This window comes from Flavobacterium gilvum (assembly GCF_001761465.1).
In the GTDB taxonomy this organism is placed as follows: Bacteria; Bacteroidota; Bacteroidia; order Flavobacteriales; family Flavobacteriaceae; genus Flavobacterium; species Flavobacterium gilvum.
Genome location: NZ_CP017479.1, coordinates 437754 through 456729 on the forward strand (window position 1 = coordinate 437754; position 18976 = coordinate 456729).

Below are 18976 nucleotides of genomic sequence, written 5' to 3' on the forward strand. Positions count from 1 at the left end.
CCGAAAATTACCATTCATTTACTTTATTCGCATCCATTTTAATAAAAATAAACAGCAAAATAGTAAATCCCCATAAACCAGACCCCCCATAGGAAAAGAAAGGCAACGGCACACCAATGGTTGGAAATACACCAACAACCATTGCTATATTTACAAAAAAATGGGTAAACAATATACCAGCAACACAATAACCATATACCCTGCTAAATTTTGTTTTTTGTCTTTCGGCTAAATAAATTACTCGGAGAAACAAACCTGTAAACAAAGCAATTACAACTAATGAGCCAACAAAACCCCATTCTTCACCAACCGTTGTAAAAATATAATCGGTATGTTGCTCGGGCACAAACCCCCCTTTGGTTTGAGTCCCCTCAAGAAATCCTTTTCCTAACCACCCACCGGATCCAATAGCAATTTCAGATTGATTGGTATTGTATCCTATCCCTTTCATATCAACCTCTTTCCCGAGTAATATATTAAAACGATCACGATGATGTTGCTTGAACACATGGGTAAAAACATAATTTACAGATAATACAAAACCAGAAATTATCGCAAAAAGCATGGTACTCAATACTATATTTCTATCACCAATTCTAGATCTGTAATGTACCAAAACTATAACCAACAGCGCTATTAAAATAACATACTCAGGCTCTAAAACCAATGTTAACATAAAAATCAATATGGTCAAAAAACCTGTCCACACATACCAGGATGGCAATCCTTCTCTAAACAAAACAATAATAAAAATACTGTATATCAAGGCACTTCCAGGGTCGGGTTGCGGTAAGATGAGCATAACTGGCAAGAAAACAATTGCCAACGCCTGCACCTGTCGATTCATTTCTTTTAAATTAATCTGAGTATCACTAAGATATTTTGCCAAAGCCAAAGAAGTAGCTGCTTTTGCAAACTCTGAAGGCTGCAATGTAAAACTCCCAAATGCGTACCAACAACGTTGTCCGGCAATAGTTTTACCAAAAGCAAATAACCCCAACAGGGATACCAAAGAAATGACAAATATAATACTGGCGTATTTTTCATAAAATTTGCCATCTATATATAAGAGAACAAAAATCAAAGGAACGGATAAAGCAATAAAAATGGCTTGCTTTTCATAAGTACCTTCTGTAGAAGACAATGAAGATGAATATATATTCAACCAACCTAAAAACACAAGTGCTATATAGATAATGATACATACCCAATCAATATTGTTTGACAAACTTTGATTTTTCATTTGAATATGAATATTTATATTTTCGTTTTGGTTGAATCGATTTTTTTTGCAGCCGCCTTAACTTTGCTTTGCGTAATAGAATCCTGAAGTATCAATTGTTTTTTTACCTCATCAGAAAGTCCCCCCAATATGGCGTATCGGCTTTGTAAACTCGTATTTAACACTCTCGTTTCCAAATCGGTTCTTGTGATTTTTTTTCTTAGGTATTTTTCAATCATTAAACTCGCAATGGGACCGGCAATTGTAGCACCAAAACCTCCATTTTCTACCAATACTGCAATGGCAATTTTAGGATCATCTTTTGGAGCAAAAGCAACAAAGATAGAGTGATCTTTCAACTTAACACGTTTCCCATCGATTTTGGTGAAATTTTCCGCAGTTCCAGTCTTACCGCATATATCGATTCCTTCAACCCGTAATGCAAAAGCCGTCCCCCTATTATAAACGTCAAAAAGTCCGCTTATCATTGGAGGAAAATATTTTGGATCAATAGTTGTAACATGTTTTGTTGTAAACTTGGAATCAATTTTCTCCCCTTTTATCTTTTTAATGATATGAGGCGTATAATAATAACCGTGATTTGCAACAGCAGACATCATATTTGCCAATTGGATTGGAGTAGCCAACACCTCTCCTTGACCGATGGCATTGGATATAATCGTTTTCCCGCTATAGCCCCATCCCGGATACATTCGTTTATAGGTTTTTGACGTAGGAATCTTTCCTCTTCTACCTGTTGGCAAATCGTAACCCATAAAATCTCCGAGTCCAAAACTTTTAACATGATTACTCCAAACATCTACAGCGTAAGGTGTACTCTTATATCTCGCCATTTCTCTCAAATACGCATTTGAAAAATAAGCATTACAGGATTTGAAAATCCCCGTATGCAAATCCAAATTACCACCACCGCAATGACATTTTTGAAAACGACCCGGTGCATAATAAAAACCATGATGACAGGCAAAAGTGGTTTCTTCACCAATGACACCTTCCTGTAATCCGACAAGACCTGTCATTATTTTAAATGGAGAACCCGGTGGATACTCGGCTAGTAATCCTCTATCATAAAGTGGCTTCGCAATCGAATCATGATACAATTTGGTATAATTCCTAGATCGCTGTCTTCCAACTAAAATTCCCGGATCATAAGACGGGGCGGTAACAAGAGCCAAAATTTCACCAGTTTTGGGCTCGATGGCAACAATCCCACCTCGCTTATTGACCATTAATTGTTCACCGTATTTTTGAATTTCAGCATCAATAGTAAGATTTATATCTTCCCCTTGAACAGCAATAGTGTCATATTTCCCATCTTTGTACGATCCTATTTCTCTATTGAATTTGTCTTTCTGAAAGTATTTAACTCCTTTTATACCACGAAGAATCTTTTCATAACTCTCCTCAACTCCTTGTTTCCCGATTAAATCCCCACTTTTATAATAATGGTTTTTCTCGATAAGTTTATCATTTACTTGCGTTATAAATCCAAAAACATTGGCTCCATAATCTACTTCATAATCACGTAAGGAACGTTTTTGAAAATAGAAACCTTCAAATTTTCTTATTTTTTCCTGAAAAGCCGCAAATTCGGTTTTATTCAATTGCGCTAAAAAAACAGAAGGCAACCTCGGACTGTACACTTTGGCTTTTTCTATTCTTTTGATAAAATCCTCTTTAGTAATATTCAACAGTTTACAAAATTCAAGCGTATCTGTGTTGTGAAGTTCCCGAGGAATCACCATGATGTCATAGGAAGGTTGATTGGCAACCAATAACACTCCATTCCTATCATAAATATAACCCCTCTCTGGGTAATCATATTCAATTTTTATAGCGTTATTTTCAGATTTTAATTTAAACGAATCATCGATAATCTGCAGATAAAAAACACGTATGATTAACAAAGATGCCCCAATAATAATTAAAGCCGGCAGCAAAATCTTTCTCATTTTTATCTTTTATTAGGCTTTATTAAATAAATAAGAATAATACAGACCAAAATTGTAAACACTGTACTTAAAAGCGTCCTAAGCAAAACATCAAAAAAGAATGTAATTTGAAAAGATTCTAACAAGAATAAAGCGATATGATGAGTTGAAACGGCTAATAATATAAACGTAAATCGTTCTGGAGTCAATACATCATTTAGTTTAATCGTCTGGTATTCGTAACTGACTCCAAATGAAAATTTGAAAAAATAAGGTCTTAAATAAGCCAAAAGAACACAGGCTGTCGCATGCACACCTCCCGAATTACAAAATAAATCCACGATTAAGCCAAGAAAAAAACTAGCTAAAAGTAAATTTGATTTATTTCCGTTTACTGGATAAAGAATGATAAAAAGAATGTAAGGGAATGCACTTACATAACCCCAAAAATTCATATTATTAAAAACTAGAATTTGTAAAGCCAATAAGAGTACAAAACGAAAAATGTTCACCAATAACGTGCTATTCATCTTTTTCTCGATTTTCTAAATTTCTAATTTCTTCACTGTTTTCAGTCTTAATAATGTATACATGACCCAAATTAGTCATATCATTAAATAGCTTAACATTGATAGTATAATAATGTGTCTTCTCTGAAATGTAAATTTTGTCGATTGTTCCAATACCAATATTTTCAGGAAAAATTACTGATTGTCCACCTGTAACAATTGTATCACCTTTTCGAATAGCTGCCAATCGCGGAACATCGGTCAATTGAACAAATCCTGTATTTTTACCATCCCAACTTAAAGTTCCGAAATGATCAGAATGTTTAATCTTTGCGTTTATCTGTGATTTAACATTCAGAATACTGATTACTGTTGAATAATTAGTTGATACATTATCGATTATACCGACAACTCCCAAACTGTTGATAACTCCCATATCAGATTTAACTCCTTGTTTTGCTCCCGAATTCAAAGTTAAATAATTCTCATATACATTATAAGAGTTGTGAATCACTTTGGAAACAACAATATCTTTTGGCAAAACCCCTTTAAGACTATCCAAATTAGGAATCTTGGAAGTATCCTGTGTTTTGAAAAGTAAACTCTTCAGGTTTGCATTTTCCCGAGCGAGTTCATCGTTTTGTTCTTTCAAATGAAGATATTCTTCAAAAGAATTAATCCTTTCATACACACCTCCACTTAGAAAGTTGGCAGAACTGATAATTTTACTCCTGTGAAAAGAATGAGACTGTATAGTTAAGGACAACGCAATACCCAAAAGCAGCAAAAACAGTAACCGATTACTGTTTTTTATTATAAATGAGAATATTTGCTGCATTGTATAAAATTAAAATTTTAAAAATCAAATTTAAAAAAACCAAATTCCAAATTACTTGGACTTTTGCCGGAATTTGGAATTTGTTTGTTTTATTATTTTATAAGGATATTTTTAAATTTCGAAATGTTCTTAAGAGCCATCCCTGTCCCTCTAACTACAGCTCTCAAAGGATCTTCGGCAATATAAACTGGCAAATCGGTCTTTTGTGAAATTCTCTTATCAAGTCCTCTCAACATAGAACCTCCACCTGCAAGATAAATACCGGTATTATAAATATCGGCGGCCAACTCTGGAGGTGTTTGTGATAACGTCTCCATAACCGCATCTTCAATTCGCTGGATGGATTTATCCAATGCTTTTGCAATTTCTCTGTAAGATACCTCAACCTGTTTTGGTTTTCCAGTCAATAAATCTCGACCTTGAACCGACATATCATCTGGAGGAGTTTCCAAATCTTCGATAGCTGCACCAATTTGAATCTTTATTTTTTCGGCAGTACTTTCTCCAACAAATAAATTATGTTGGGTACGCATATAATAAACGATATCATTGGTAAAAACATCTCCTGCAATTTTTACAGATTTGTCACAAACAATACCGCCTAAGGCAATAACTGCAATTTCTGTAGTTCCACCACCTATATCAACAATCATATTTCCTTTTGGCTGCATAATATCAATACCGATACCAATTGCTGCCGCCATAGGTTCGTGTATCAAGTAAACCTCTTTACCGTTTACTCTCTCACAAGACTCTTTTACCGCTCTCATCTCTACTTCGGTAATACCAGAAGGAATACAAACTACCATTCTCAAAGCAGGTGTAAACATCTTCTTTTTCAATGCTGGTATGCTCTTGATAAACATACTAATCATTTTCTCGGATGCATCGAAATCGGCGATTACACCATCCTTTAGAGGTCTAATAGTCTTAATATTTTCATGCGTCTTTCCTTGCATCATATTGGCTTCCTTACCTACAGCGATAATTTTGCCAGATATTCTATCACGCGCAACTATAGACGGACTGTCAATTACGACTTTGTCATTGTGGATGATTAAAGTGTTTGCTGTACCAAGGTCTATCGCAATATCCTCGGTCATGAAATCAAAAAATCCCATATTCCTCTTAAGGGTTAAAAAGTTATAAATAAATTACGCACAAAGTTAAACAAATTAATGTTTAAAATGACGTGTTCCTGTAAATACCATAGCAAGATTGTTTTCGTTGCAATAATTGATACTCAATTCATCCTTGATAGATCCTCCAGGCTGAATTACAGCTGTCACTCCAGCTTCTTTTGCAAGTTGTACGCAATCCGGGAAAGGAAAAAATGCATCGCTGGCCATTGAAGCTCCTTCTAGACTAAATCCAAAAGATTTCGCTTTCTCTACAGCTTGCATCAGGGCATCTACTCGAGATGTTTGCCCTGTTCCTGAAGAAATCAAAGTTCCATTTTTTGCAAAAACAATCGTATTTGACTTAGTATTCTTACACACTTTGGAAGCAAAAATCAAATCTTCAATTTCCTGTTCCGTTGGTGTTTTTGTAGTAACGGTTTTTAGGTCTGCTTTAGTATCCGTAATGTTATTTCTTTCTTGAATAAGCAACCCGTTCAAACAAGTTCTTACCTGTTTTTGAGGCAATTCAACCTCATTTTGAATTAAAATAATTCTGTTTTTCTTTTCCTGTAAAATAGCAATTGCCTCTACATCATAAGCTGGAGCAATCACAACCTCGCAGAACAATTTGTTTATTTCGGTAGCTGTTTCAACATCTATTTTGGCATTGGCAATTAATACTCCTCCAAAAGCAGATGTAGGATCACAGGCCAAAGCCACATTATAAGCCTCGCAAATCGTTTTTCTCGTTGCTAAACCACAGGCATTATTGTGTTTCAAAATTGCGAATGTTGGTCCGTCAGTCTTAAATTCATGAATTAAGTTTACCGCTGCATCAACATCAAGTAAATTGTTATAAGATAATTCTTTTCCGTGAACTTTGGTAAACATTGCGTCAAAGTCTCCAAAGAAAAATCCTTTTTGATGTGGATTTTCTCCATATCTCAAAACTTGTCCATTATCAATACTTGCTTTGTAAATGGTTTCATCTGTATTGAAATAATTAAAGATAGCTCCATCATAGTGCGATGATACGTGGAAAGCTTTGGTTGCCAATAATTTTCTATCAGCCAAAGTTGTCGCTCCATCCTGAGCTGAAATAATATCCAAAAACATGCTGTATTGATCCATAGACGGAACGATTACAGTATCCTTAAAGTTTTTGGCAGCAGCACGAATCAAAGAAATTCCGCCGATGTCAATTTTTTCGATAATATCTTCTTCACTGGCTCCTGAAGCCACAGTTTTTTCAAATGGATATAAGTCAACAATTACCAAATCAATTTGCGGAATATTGTATTCTTGCATTTGCTGTACATCACTTTCGTTGTCCTGACGATTCAAAATTCCTCCAAAAACCTTTGGATGTAATGTTTTTACTCGACCTCCCAAAATTGACGGATAAGAAGTAACATCTTCAACTGGTATAACTGGAATCCCTAAATTCTTAATAAATTCTTCGGTTCCTCCTGTCGAATAAAAAACCACATTCTGTTCGTGTAGTTTTCTTACAATTGGTTCAAGACCATCTTTTGAAAAGACTGAAATTAATGCTGATTGGATTTTTTTTGTTGTGCTCATTTAGTAGTTATAATTTTAAAGCGCAAAAATAGTTTTTTTTGACAATATAATTCAATAAAAAATTATGTAACAATCTCATAAAAAAACACACCAATCGTTACATCTGCTTTTCTAAGTTTTGAAACCGCTACAACGAAATTAATTCTTGTTAAAATAAAAAAAGTGGTTCCTGACAACCGAATTTTGAATACTTTTCGGAAGAAATAAAAAGAATAATTTTACAATAACGTAAATTCAGAAAATATGATTGTTTACCTAAGATTATTAAAAGAGAGTTTTGGCTTTGCCATGAATGCTCTACGCAGCAATAAATTAAGAACGTTGCTTTCGTTATTGGGTGTTACTATCGGTATATTCTCTATCATCGCGGTATTGGCAGCTGTAGATTCTTTAGATAGAAAAATCTCTGATGAATTAAGCAGTCTAGACAAAAACACTATTTATTTAATGAAATTTTCTTTTGGCCCATCGGATATCCCCCAATGGAAAAGAGAACAATTCCCTAATGTAAAATACACTGAATATGTTTACCTGAAAAATACAATGACCCATACTGAACAATTGGGATACCAAATATTTACCAAAAGAGAAACCATAAAATACGAATCCAACACGGTAAGCGATGTAAATATTGTTCCCATATCACATGAGTTTATTGATATTCAAGGATTGAAATTCGAGAAAGGACGATTTTATAATGAATCCGAAGCCAATTCTGGTGCACCCGTAATTGTTCTTGGTTACGAAATTGCGAAATCTCTTTTTGGAGATTCAGAACCACTTGGTAAAAAAGTAAGATTGTATGGTCAAAAATTTATTGTTATTGGTGTATTGAAAAAAGAGGGCTCTTCAATTGGGGAAACTAATGACACTGCTGCAATTATACCGGTTAATTTTGTGAGAAGACTATACGGCGACAACAATCCAAATTTGACAAACGTTATCATATTCAAACCCGAAAAAGGGGTGGATATGGAAGAATACAAAAGTGAAATATCCCAAAAGCTGAGAAATTTCAGAGGCCTCAAAGCTGGCGAAATTGATAATTTCTTTATTAATGTTTTCAGCGGATTCCTGGACCTCATCGACAACATTATAGGCCAAATGAATATGGTGGGATGGATTATCAGCGGATTTTCTTTATTAGTTGGAGGATTTGGTATTGCCAATATTATGTTTGTATCCGTAAAAGAAAGAACAAATTTAATTGGAATTCAAAAATCATTGGGCGCAAAAAATCGCTTCATATTATTGCAGTTTTTATTCGAAGCGATAATACTTTCAGTTTTGGGAGGAATAATTGGTTTAATTATGGTTTGGGCAATTGCTATGATTTTATCCAAAGTATTGGATTTTGAATTTGTATTGGGACTTGGAAACATTCTTTTGGGAACGGGACTTGCCGCAATAATCGGACTTATTTCTGGAATTCTTCCCGCCATTAGTGCATCCAAATTAGATCCTGTTGAAGCCATCAGAACCGGGATGTAACAACATTTTTTCAAATAAATCATTAAACATATAAGTCATATAAGCTTTTAATTTGAATAAAATAAAGCAAAACAAATAGTTCATTTAAGTAAAGTCGCTTAAACGTTTTCAACTTATATTTTCTTTTTTCACCACTTATTTGACAATCTAACTTAAAAAAAACTCAAATAACTTATATGTTAAATCAACAACAGCATTTTATCAAATACATTCTTAAACATACTAAGTCATATAAGTTCTTCATTTGAATAAAATCAAGCAAAATAAATGGTTCATGTAAGCAAAGTCATTTAAACATTTTTAACTTATATTTCCTTTTTTACGACTTATTTGACAATTAACTTTAAAAAAACTAACATGACTTATATGCTTTTTCATATTTAAGGAAAGCACTTTTTTGTTATTTAATTGTAAATTTTGAGAACAAAAAATAATTAGGTATTTTTGGTTAGCAGACCTATTTAACTAAAAAATAAATAAATGAGCTTTAACCTTAAAAATGTCGATACAGTCGAATCTATCACCAGAGAAGATTTTAAAAAAAATTATTTAGACAAAAAAAAACCTTTAATCATAAAAGGCTTGACTAAAGACTGGCCTGCAAGAGAAAAATGGTCCACCGATTATTTCAAAGAAATAGCCGGCGATATTGAGGTAAAACTGGTTGACAATTCCAAAGCCGACCCAAGCAAAGTAATCAATGCATCTGTTGGCAGCATGAAATTTGGAGAGTATCTTGATTTAATAAAAAGAGAGCCTACAGATTTACGTATTTTTTTCTTCAATCTTTTCAAACACAGACCTGAGCTGGTCAATGATGTAAAAGTTCCCAAAGACTTGATGGGAGGTTTTATCGAGAGCATGCCTGCCATGTTTTTTGGAGGTTCAAATGCAATCACATTTCTGCATTATGATATCGACTTGCCACATCTTTTTCATACTCATTTTGGAGGCCGAAAACACATTATATTATTTGACAACAAATGGAAAAAAAGACTGTATTGCATTCCCAATACAACTTATGCCCTGGAAGATTATGATGTTGCCAATCCTGATTTTGAGAAATTTCCCGCTCTAAAAGGAGTTGAGGGATATGAAGTTTTTCTGGAGCATGGAGACACCTTGTTTATGCCAACTGGGATGTGGCACTGGATGCGCTATATAGACGGTTCTTTCTCGTTGACACTTCGCGCATGGGATAAATCCATAATCCGAAAAACAGCAAGTATTTGGAGTCTATTCATGCATGGCGCTGTTGATAGTGGCATAAAAGTTATCTTCAGGGAACGTTATGCCAATTGGCGCGAAAAATTGGTTTTTAAAATAGCCGAAAAAGAACTTCGGAAAAACAGACCGAATTAATACTAAAACAAAAAATCCCGATTTTACTCGGGATTTTGTTTGTTTATCTAATTTCATTATTCTGAATCAAATCAATATATAAGTTAATCTTATCTTTCAATTCTTTTCTAGGCGTGATAAAATCCAAGAAACCGTGCTCTAAAAGGAATTCGGCAGTTTGAAACCCTTCCGGCAAATCCTTACCTGTAGTATCTCTTACCACACGAGGTCCTGCAAAACCAATCAAAGCTCCGGGTTCAGATATATTGATATCTCCCAACATTGCATAAGAAGCTGTTGTTCCTCCGGTGGTCGGATCAGTACAAAGCGAAATATAAGGAAGTTTTGCCTCGGCCAATTGCGCCAATTTTACAGATGTTTTTGCCAATTGCATCAGCGAATAAGCCGCTTCCATCATTCTAGCACCACCGGATTTGGAAATCATAACAAAAGGCAATCTGTTCTTGATTGCATGGTCAATTCCTCTGGCAATTTTTTCTCCAACAACTGCTCCCATAGAACCACCAATAAAGGCAAAATCCATACAGCAAATTACTAGTTCTCTTCCTTTGGATTTACCAACTCCAGTACGAACTGCATCTTTTAGCTGGGTTTTATCCATTACCTCTTTTAGTCGGTCTGAATATTTTTTGGTGTCAACAAAATGCAATGGATCTTTGGAAGTCATGTTTTTGTCCAACTCAACAAACTCATTGTTGTCAAATAAAATATCAAAATAGGCTTCACTTCCAATTCTGACATGGAAACCATCTTCAGGGCTTACAAACAGATTGCGTGCCAATTCTTCGGCATCAATAATTTTCCCTGTAGGTGATTTGTACCAAAGCCCTTTCGGGATATCCATTTTATCTTCGGTCGCCGTCGTGATTCCTTTTTCTTTTCTTTTAAACCAAGCCATATTATATAATTATGAATTATAAATTATGAATTACAAGTTGAACTTGTAATTCATAATTCGTAATTTGAAATTTATAGTGTATTCACATTATTCAAATCAGCAAATGCCTGCTCCAATCTTGCATTGAAAGTTACTTCTCCTTCACGCAACCATTTTCTTGGATCATAGAATTTTTTGTTTGGAGCATCGGCACCAGTAGGGTTACCAATTTGTGTTTTAAGGTAATCAATGTTACCTACCATAAAATCACGAATACCTTCTGTAAATGCAAATTGCAAATCAGTATCAATGTTCATTTTTACAACTCCGTAGCTAATTCCTTCTCTGATTTCTTCCAAAGTAGAACCTGATCCTCCGTGAAAAACAAAATCAACTGGATTGTGTCCTGTATTGAATTTATTTTGTACGTAATCTTGAGAATTTTTTAAGATTTTTGGAGTCAACTTCACGTTTCCTGGTTTGTAAACACCATGAACATTTCCAAAAGAAGCTGCAATTGTAAATCTTGGGCTTACTTTTGATAATTCTTCATAAGCATAAGATACTTCAGAAGGTTGAGTGTATAATTTTGAGCTGTCTACATCTGAGTTGTCTACACCGTCCTCTTCACCACCAGTGATTCCAAGTTCGATTTCAAGGGTCATTCCCATTTTGCTCATTCTTTCAAGGTAACCTTTACAGATTTCGATATTTTCTTCGATTGGTTCTTCAGATAAATCAATCATGTGAGAAGAGAACAATGGTTTTCCTGTTTCTGCAAAATGCTTTTCTGATGCGTCTAATAGTCCATCAATCCAAGGCAATAATTTTTTTGCACAATGGTCAGTATGCAAAATAACTGTTGCTCCATAAGCTTCAGCTAATGTATGAATATGTTTTGCTCCTGCAATACCACCAGCGATAGCGGCTTTTTCTCCAGCATTTGAAAGTCCTTTTCCAGCGACAAACTGTGCTCCACCGTTTGAAAATTGTATAATAACTGGTGCCTTTAATTTTGCTGCTGTTTCCAATACCCCATTAATAGTATCTGATCCAACAACGTTTACTGCAGGAAGAGCAAATCCCTTTTCTTTTGCATAATTGAAAATCTCTTGTACTTGATCTCCTGTAGCCACTCCTGGTTTAATATTGTGTGCCATAGTAATTTCTATTTTAATTGTTTTTTAAATTTCTAGATTTCGATTTGCAAAAATAAGAATTAATTAGCACTTAGAAAGGGTAATTGATACCAAAATTAAATACTGAATTTGCAAAATTATATTGTGTAAACCATCTTTTATCAATTTCTAAGGCAGGATTGTATGTTTTGAACCCCACATCTGCTCTAACCGCAAAAAAACCTAAATCATACCGAATACCAAATCCGGATCCCAAAGCTATTTCTTTTAAATCTTCAACCGAATTAAACTTTGCCGGTTCATACTTTACGGCATCAAAAGCATTCCAGATATTTCCTGCATCAACAAAAAGGGCGCCATTCCATTTTCCTGTAATGATAAATCGGTATTCCCCACTCATGGCAATTTTCATATTGGCCTCGTTAAAATCATTGGAAAACGAACTACTACCGGGTCCTAAATTATAAGGTTGCCACGCCCTGTTATCATTGGCTCCTCCGGCATAATAACTCTTTGAAAAAGGAATAGTATTTGAATTACCATAAGGTATGGCAATACCAAAGAAAGTTCTCATGGCAAAAACACTGGTTTTGCCAACACTCCAGTGTTTAATAAAATCAAATTCTGTTTTTATATATTCTGAATATTCCAAATTGAAAATTTCATAGTTCCCATTGGCATTTTTTGGAATGTTTGAAACATTCGAAATCAAGGACAACATAGTTCCCGCCGATTCAATTTTGGTTCTAAAAGTATAAAAACTATTGTCCTGCAAGTCTTTCTTACTGGTTTTAGTAAAACTAAAATTAGTTGCCAGAATAAAGTCATTATCGGTAAGCCTTATTCTTTGCTGTTCAATATTACTTACATCCTGATACTCCTGATCATCTGGTCTCAAAACGGTCTTTCCAGTTAAAACATCCTTGGTAAAACCCGAAGTACCACTTTCGATAATCAAATTATTATGTTCGTCAATATATGTCGGATTTGTATTGTACGTTTTCCCGATATCATTTAGCGCATCGTAGGAACTGGTATAAACATGAAAATAATTTTCGGGATTTAAATTACGTACGTACTGAAAATTTAATAGGTCAAATTTTGTCGTTGTATTGAATTTTGGTGTCCAGTTATAAGAGAATGATCCCGTAAAATTTTCTTTATCCAATCCGATATTGGTTTGCTTCGAAAGCCCTAAACTAACCACCGTGGATGGTATCATACTCTTCGGAATTATTTTTTCCGTTTTTACAGGAAATAGAATTCGGGGAAAATTTAATTTGGCATCTACACCATATTCCGACACATTAAAAAAACTATCATTGGATTTTGCAATATCATTGGAAGCACCAATATTCCCCCTTGCCGAAAGCTCTAAGGTCTCTGCTCCATTAAAAACATTTCGTACTGTTTCTGTAACACTACCGGTAATCCCAAAATCTTCTATATTGGAATGAGTTACATCCAAAGTATAACCAAAACTGTATTTTTTCCTTGGACTCAAATAAATTTTGGCAACCAAAGATTCCCTCAAAGTATCTCTTTTGTCAACCACATATTGCACCGTTGGGTAATTGAATATCTTTAAATTATTCAGATACCGAGTTGTCAGAACCGTTTTATTATCATTAAAAAGCCCCCCTTTTGAAAGAAAAACTGCGTCAGTTATGGCATGTGGATTGTATTTTATTTTTTCAAATCCATACAAATTCATATTATTATAGGTAACGCTGTCTTTAATTGACAAATCGTGACGCTCTGCCTTATAATCTGTATAGATTTTTATCTCACTAATTTTATACAACTTAAAAGGTTCCGTTTTTGTCGAGTCATTTTCCTGATAGGAATAATTACCAACATTCAATATTACACTGGCTTTGTCTTTCTTATTAATTGTATCAATATCAAAAGTCACATAATTTGCTTGAAAGCGAAAAGCACCATTATTTCTAAAAAGCGTTGTTATTCTATTTTTTTCACCTTCAAAATCTTCTGTCTTATACTGCTTTCCAGGAACAATTAAAGAGGGTGCCGTTTTATAAATAGAATCCAAAACTGGTGTTTGTATAACCGTTCTTAGCGAATCAATAAAATAAGGATTACCAGTGGTTAAATTATATTTCAACTCTCCGCGTTTGGGAGTCAAAGAGTCTTTTTCATAAGTGGCATTGACATTGAAATAACCTTTGTTAAAATAATAACTTTTAAGCCGTGCCAATGACTTTCTTGCCTTTACAGTATCCAAAATTACAGGAGCTTCTCCCGTTTCTTTCAAAAAATTATGAATCCCAAGATACCAAAAGGATTTCCGCAGTCCTTGAACCTGCTTTGCCGAAAGCCATTTTACTTCCCTATCATATTTCTTTTTATTGTTTAAATATTTTAAATTAAAAGTTGAATCGGGATTTGGGTTTGCCAAATTATAAATATTCAGCAACATTCTGTACCCAAGCACAGAACTGTTGGGCTGTTGGTACAATTGCTCATATACCGTGGGATTCTTAAGTAACTTTCCGTTTTCGAAAATTTCGTTTTTAACCAGAAGTTGTTTTCTCGCTGGCACTCTCTTTTCTGCATTACAGGCATACAAAAGAATACTAATTAGGATAAATAATGATATTTTTGCAAAATTCTTTTTCTTCACTAAAAATAACAATTGCCCAAAAAATTCAGCAAATTGCTTTTTTATTTTAAAGGAAGAAAAAAAATTATTCATGAGGCGACTCTTGTTATAAACTATTAAATTCAAAAATACATCTTTTTATGCTTAGTAAAAACCAAATAAAGCTTATATCTAGTTTACACCAAAAAAAACATCGTCAAGCTAATCAATTGTTTTTTGCCGAGGGCGTAAAAGTAATTCAAGAATTAGTAAAATCAAATTTTGAACTAGAACATCTTTACACAACCAAAGAAGATTTTAACGATGTAGCCCAAAACAAAAGAATCGTTATTACGGAAAATGAATTAAATAAAATCAGTGCCTTATCCACTCCAAATACTTGTTTGGCGGTTTTCAAAATTCCTTTGGAAAGCAAAATCATAGAATCCGGACTAGTTCTTGCCCTCGATTCCATCCGTGATCCCGGCAATTTGGGTACAATACTCCGATTATGCGATTGGTTCGGAATCCAGCAATTAATATGCTCAAAAGAAACTGTTGATATTTACAACCCAAAAGTAGTTCAGGCCACAATGGGTTCGATTGCGAGAGTAAATGTCAATTATATTGATTTAGAAACTTTCATAAAAGAAACTAAATTACCTGTTTTTGGAACCTTTATGGACAGTCAAAACATTTACAAAACCACTTTGCCACAAGAAGGCATTATCGTCATGGGAAATGAAGCCAATGGGATTTCCGAAAACATAGAAAAATTAATCAACCAAAGACTTACTATTCCTCGTTTTGGAAATATTCAAATCACCGAAAGCCTGAATGTGGCAACAGCCACAGCAATTATCCTAAGTGAATTCCGAAGATTAAATTAAGAAAATCTTTTTTTTTAATGAAAAGTAAAATTAATTAAAAACCCTCTTGATTTAAACGATTCAATATTTCCTGTCCAAGGACTGTTTGGATCTTTGTCTCGGATTAATTCATCATTTATTCCAAATTGCCCTCTTATGGAAGGTGAAAATATAAAGTATTCTGAAAAAATATCAATTCCAAAACCCAATTCATAATTGGCAGTCCATGATTTTACCCTAAATCGTTCATCAAGATTATCTTCTACGGACTTTGCATTACTGGAGAGATTCAAATTTGCAGAAACTCCCCCCAATAAATAAGGGCGAACATTTCCTGTTCGAAGTGAAGAAAATTTAAGCAATAACGGAAAATTGATATAAGTACTGTTTATCTCCCGAATAGCATCGCTTGGACTGTCAAAACCAACTGTTGGAGGGTAATGCAGCGTTCTGCTTCCATAATAAAGACCTGGCTCAAAACGCAAATCCAGATATTCCATCAATCTCAGATTTGTTACCAATCCAACATTGAATCCAACCGATTTATCAATCTGAATATCTGTCGAATACATAGGATTGGTTTCCATATATTTATAGTCAATTTTGAAATCATAAGAATTAAATCCTAAAAAGAAACCAAAATAAAGTCTTTTCTTTTGCCAATTTTCCAAGTTAATGATAGGGTCTTTACTGAAAATCCCTTTCGAATTTTGTGCAGTTCCCTTTATGGCAATACTCAATAGGATTAATACAATTATTTTTTTCATACTTATGCCTAATATTTTCAGTATTATTTCTTAGAAGCTGAGTAAATGGTCGCAACTCCAAAAGTTTGCGGTAAGGCTTCCACACTTATAAACCCAGTTTTCCTCAAAATATTGTTGAATGCTTCGCCATAAGGAAAAGAAGCCGCAGATTCAGACAAATAGCCATAAGCAACATTGTCTTTTGAGAATAGCTTCCCTATTAAAGGCAAAATGTTTTTGCTGTAAAAATTATACCCTTGTTTATAAGGCGTTTTTTCGGGCACGGATGTTTCCAAAACCACAAAAATTCCTCCAGGCTTCAAAACTCTTAAAATTTCAGACAATCCTTTCTCGAGATGCTCGAAATTCCGAACTCCAAATGCTACGGTTATAGCATCAAAAAAATTATCTTCAAAAGGAATATTTTCAGAATCACCCAAAACCATTTCAATAGTCTGAGACAATTTTTTTTCTTCAATTTTACTCTTTCCTATCTCGAGCATTCCCTCGGAAATGTCCAGTCCAATAATTTTTTTGGCTCCTGTTTGTGTCATAAGGATAGCCAGATCTCCTGTTCCTGTTGCAATATCCAATACATTTTCAGGTTGGGTTTTGGCCACCAATTGCAATACTTTTCTTCTCCATTTTACATCGATACCAAACGATATAACTCGGTTAAGGTTATCATAGTTCCCAGAAATGTTATCAAACATTTTAGCAACCTGTTCCTTTTTACTAAGTGAGGAGTCTTTATAAGGTGTGATTTCTTTTGGCATTTTTTTAATTTGTACAAATATAATCAAACTGAATCAACTATGAATGTGTTTTTATTTTTGACGCTTATTTTATTCAAATAATTGTTTTGGAATAAACTCCTTACAAAAAACGTAAATAAAATTAAAAATTAATCAAAATATCACTAAAAGTGGGTATTGTGGAAACTGTTTTTATTACTGAAGTTTGTACTTTAAAATTTAAATATTTTTTTAATGATTAAACGGGAATTAATGACCCAAATCAAATGGATGCTTCTTGCGCTATTTATTTCATTTGTTCTTGTATTAATTTTTGAAAGTACCGCCAGCGATGGCAGTATTTCATTAAAAGCGCAAAACACGTTCTTAGGATTAAATTTGTTTTTGGAAATTTTAATTTTCTTTGCCTTTAGTACCTTTGTGGTATTTGGTACTAAAGGCTTTTTTGAGTTGTACTCTCAAAAATCATCAAATTATATTGTCTTCTTTTCTGGGATAATATTGATATTTGTGATTTGTATATTATGTTATCAAATCTTAGTACAGGAATAGGTCATCCCGCTAATCATTAAAAAAAAAGCATCCTAATTTTAGGATGCTTTTTTTTTAAGGACAGGACACAAAACTAATTTTTGCAACCTGATGATATAACCCCAGAAGGACTAACTTGAAGTGTTGCTCCTGCTCCACAAGAAGCATTAGACAGATATTGAGCTACATTTTCGACATTTGAAGCTTTGTAAGAATAGGAAGGTTTTGAAATAGTACCCAAATCCAAACCAGTTACCGCGGTTAATGTTCCTCCCTTAACACAATTATCAAATTTCACACTTGTAGTTCCAGAACCTTCAGTCTTAGATCCCAAAATTGTTCCTACTTGTTCAAAATTACATTTCTCTACATAACAGGTAGTTCCTTTGTTTCCTGCCCCCAAACTAATAGCCGTTGACCCAAGAACACTAGTTTTGTAATAGCAGTTTACCAAGTGTAATTCAGCATTTCTCACTCTAGGCATTCTCATTTTACAACCTTCAGCCCAATAGCAGTTTTTAAAAGTCACGCTATATCTTCCATCCGCAGGAAAATCCTTAATACTAGATCCTATTAAATCTGAAAAACGGTGATCAGGAGAACCCCCTGTTCCTCCGGCGGTAGGCGTTTTTAAGTAACCAAATTTACACCAGGAAATCGTTATATTATCAGCAGCCCCTTTTATGTCAAAATTACCATCTATTCCATCTTGAAACTCACAATGGTCTACCCAAATATCAGTACCTTCCGAGGTAAGATTGTCCCTACCATCAACATCAAAAGCTCCCGGACCTTCAAAAATTAGATTTCGGATAATTACGTTCTTCGAGTTTGGTTTTATATATAGTATCCCAGAATTTGACGCTGACGTTGCAGCATCAGAAGCTGACGGAGGATTTGAAGTTACCGTTATCTTAGTATTTCTAAGTTTGGCTCCCGGAAGACCTATAATAGTTTTATTGTTCAACAAAACACTGGTGTATGGACAATCAATAACTCCGGATACTAAAATTACCGAATTAGAAACTGCTGTAGATGTCAGTGCCTTTTTTAACTCACTATAGTTCGTAACGGTTATTGTATTTGATGACGTTGGCACACCTCCTCCTGTAGCAGCAGCTCCAAATCCTTCTGGGCTGGACATACAATAATTTTGCGCCGAAATGTTTACTGCCATTTGTAAACATACTAGTAAGAATAAGATCTTTTTCATAAAATTTGGGCAATTAATCTTGAGACAATTACAACTGTGTAATCGATTGCACGAAAGTAGTTGTTTTGAATCAATATCAAAACAAAATATACAGAAATCTACCTAAAATCATTGAAATAATTTTGAACAAAACAAAACTGCTCAAAAATAAAATGAGACCATACTTTT

16 protein-coding genes are annotated in these 18976 nt (G+C 34.2%); 4 read left to right on the top strand and 12 right to left on the bottom strand.

Annotated features, from left to right (window positions below; genetic code table 11):
* Positions 1 to 7 precede the first annotated feature (7 nt).
* The 6 genes from rodA to purH form a co-directional block, all read right to left on the bottom strand.
* Complete coding sequence (rodA, locus tag EM308_RS01870) at positions 8 to 1243, bottom strand: rod shape-determining protein RodA (protein ID WP_035639674.1); 1236 nt, start codon at positions 1241 to 1243, stop codon at positions 8 to 10.
* A gap of 14 nt (positions 1244 to 1257) precedes the next feature.
* Positions 1258 to 3195 (bottom strand): penicillin-binding protein 2, encoded by a 1938-nt coding sequence (gene mrdA / locus EM308_RS01875; protein WP_035639672.1) that lies wholly within the window; start codon positions 3193 to 3195, stop codon positions 1258 to 1260.
* A gap of 2 nt (positions 3196 to 3197) precedes the next feature.
* The gene (gene mreD, locus EM308_RS01880) at positions 3198 to 3704 is read right to left on the bottom strand and encodes a rod shape-determining protein MreD (protein WP_035639670.1); all 507 of its coding nucleotides are present in this window, start codon (positions 3702 to 3704) and stop codon (positions 3198 to 3200) included.
* Positions 3697 to 4521, bottom strand: coding sequence for a rod shape-determining protein MreC (gene mreC / locus EM308_RS01885; protein ID WP_035639668.1), 825 nt, complete (start codon positions 4519 to 4521; stop codon positions 3697 to 3699). Before mreC ends, mreD begins: the two co-directional genes overlap by 8 nt.
* A gap of 92 nt (positions 4522 to 4613) precedes the next feature.
* Complete coding sequence (locus EM308_RS01890) at positions 4614 to 5642, bottom strand: rod shape-determining protein (RefSeq protein ID WP_035639667.1); 1029 nt, start codon at positions 5640 to 5642, stop codon at positions 4614 to 4616.
* A 54-nt stretch (positions 5643 to 5696) separates the two neighbouring features.
* A complete protein-coding gene (gene purH / locus EM308_RS01895; protein WP_035639665.1) occupies positions 5697 to 7223 on the bottom strand; it encodes a bifunctional phosphoribosylaminoimidazolecarboxamide formyltransferase/IMP cyclohydrolase in 1527 nt (508 codons plus the stop codon).
* A gap of 243 nt (positions 7224 to 7466) precedes the next feature.
* On the opposite strand from purH, the gene EM308_RS01900 reads away from it, so the two are divergent.
* Positions 7467 to 8714: an ABC transporter permease gene (locus tag EM308_RS01900; RefSeq protein ID WP_035639663.1), complete on the top strand. Its 1248-nt coding sequence runs from the start codon at positions 7467 to 7469 to the stop codon at positions 8712 to 8714.
* 480 nt (positions 8715 to 9194) lie between these two features.
* Positions 9195 to 10076, top strand: a complete 882-nt coding sequence (locus EM308_RS01905; protein WP_035639660.1) for a cupin-like domain-containing protein — start codon at positions 9195 to 9197, stop codon at positions 10074 to 10076.
* 43 nt (positions 10077 to 10119) lie between these two features.
* On the opposite strand, the gene accD is transcribed toward EM308_RS01905, so the two are convergent.
* The 3 genes from accD to tamL all read right to left on the bottom strand — a co-directional run bounded on the left by accD (position 10120) and on the right by tamL (position 14808).
* A complete protein-coding gene (gene accD / locus EM308_RS01910; protein ID WP_035639655.1) occupies positions 10120 to 10974 on the bottom strand; it encodes an acetyl-CoA carboxylase, carboxyltransferase subunit beta in 855 nt (284 codons plus the stop codon).
* Positions 10975 to 11045: 71 nt separating this feature from the next.
* Entirely contained in the window at positions 11046 to 12113 is a 1068-nt protein-coding gene (fbaA, locus tag EM308_RS01915; protein WP_035639653.1) for a class II fructose-bisphosphate aldolase, read from the bottom strand.
* Positions 12114 to 12183: 70 nt separating this feature from the next.
* Positions 12184 to 14808 (bottom strand): translocation and assembly module lipoprotein TamL, encoded by a 2625-nt coding sequence (tamL, locus tag EM308_RS01920; RefSeq protein WP_081907350.1) that lies wholly within the window; start codon positions 14806 to 14808, stop codon positions 12184 to 12186.
* Positions 14809 to 14855: 47 nt separating this feature from the next.
* Between tamL and EM308_RS01925 the strand changes: the two genes are divergently transcribed.
* A complete protein-coding gene (locus EM308_RS01925) occupies positions 14856 to 15584 on the top strand; it encodes a TrmH family RNA methyltransferase (RefSeq protein WP_035639651.1) in 729 nt (242 codons plus the stop codon).
* Between the two features lie 14 nt (positions 15585 to 15598).
* Here the strand turns inward: EM308_RS01925 and porT are convergent, their stop codons facing one another.
* Together porT and ubiE are read right to left on the bottom strand one after the other, a co-directional pair.
* Entirely contained in the window at positions 15599 to 16330 is a 732-nt protein-coding gene (porT, locus tag EM308_RS01930; protein WP_035639649.1) for a type IX secretion/gliding motility protein PorT/SprT, read from the bottom strand.
* A 23-nt stretch (positions 16331 to 16353) separates the two neighbouring features.
* Positions 16354 to 17085 (bottom strand): bifunctional demethylmenaquinone methyltransferase/2-methoxy-6-polyprenyl-1,4-benzoquinol methylase UbiE, encoded by a 732-nt coding sequence (gene ubiE, locus EM308_RS01935; protein WP_035639646.1) that lies wholly within the window; start codon positions 17083 to 17085, stop codon positions 16354 to 16356.
* 231 nt (positions 17086 to 17316) lie between these two features.
* Here ubiE and EM308_RS01940 point away from each other — a divergent pair, with 231 nt between their 5' ends.
* Positions 17317 to 17616, top strand: coding sequence for a hypothetical protein (locus EM308_RS01940; RefSeq protein WP_035639732.1), 300 nt, complete (start codon positions 17317 to 17319; stop codon positions 17614 to 17616).
* A 73-nt stretch (positions 17617 to 17689) separates the two neighbouring features.
* Here the strand turns inward: EM308_RS01940 and EM308_RS01945 are convergent, their stop codons facing one another.
* Complete coding sequence (locus EM308_RS01945) at positions 17690 to 18808, bottom strand: pectate lyase family protein (RefSeq protein ID WP_035639729.1); 1119 nt, start codon at positions 18806 to 18808, stop codon at positions 17690 to 17692.
* Positions 18809 to 18976 lie beyond the last annotated feature (168 nt).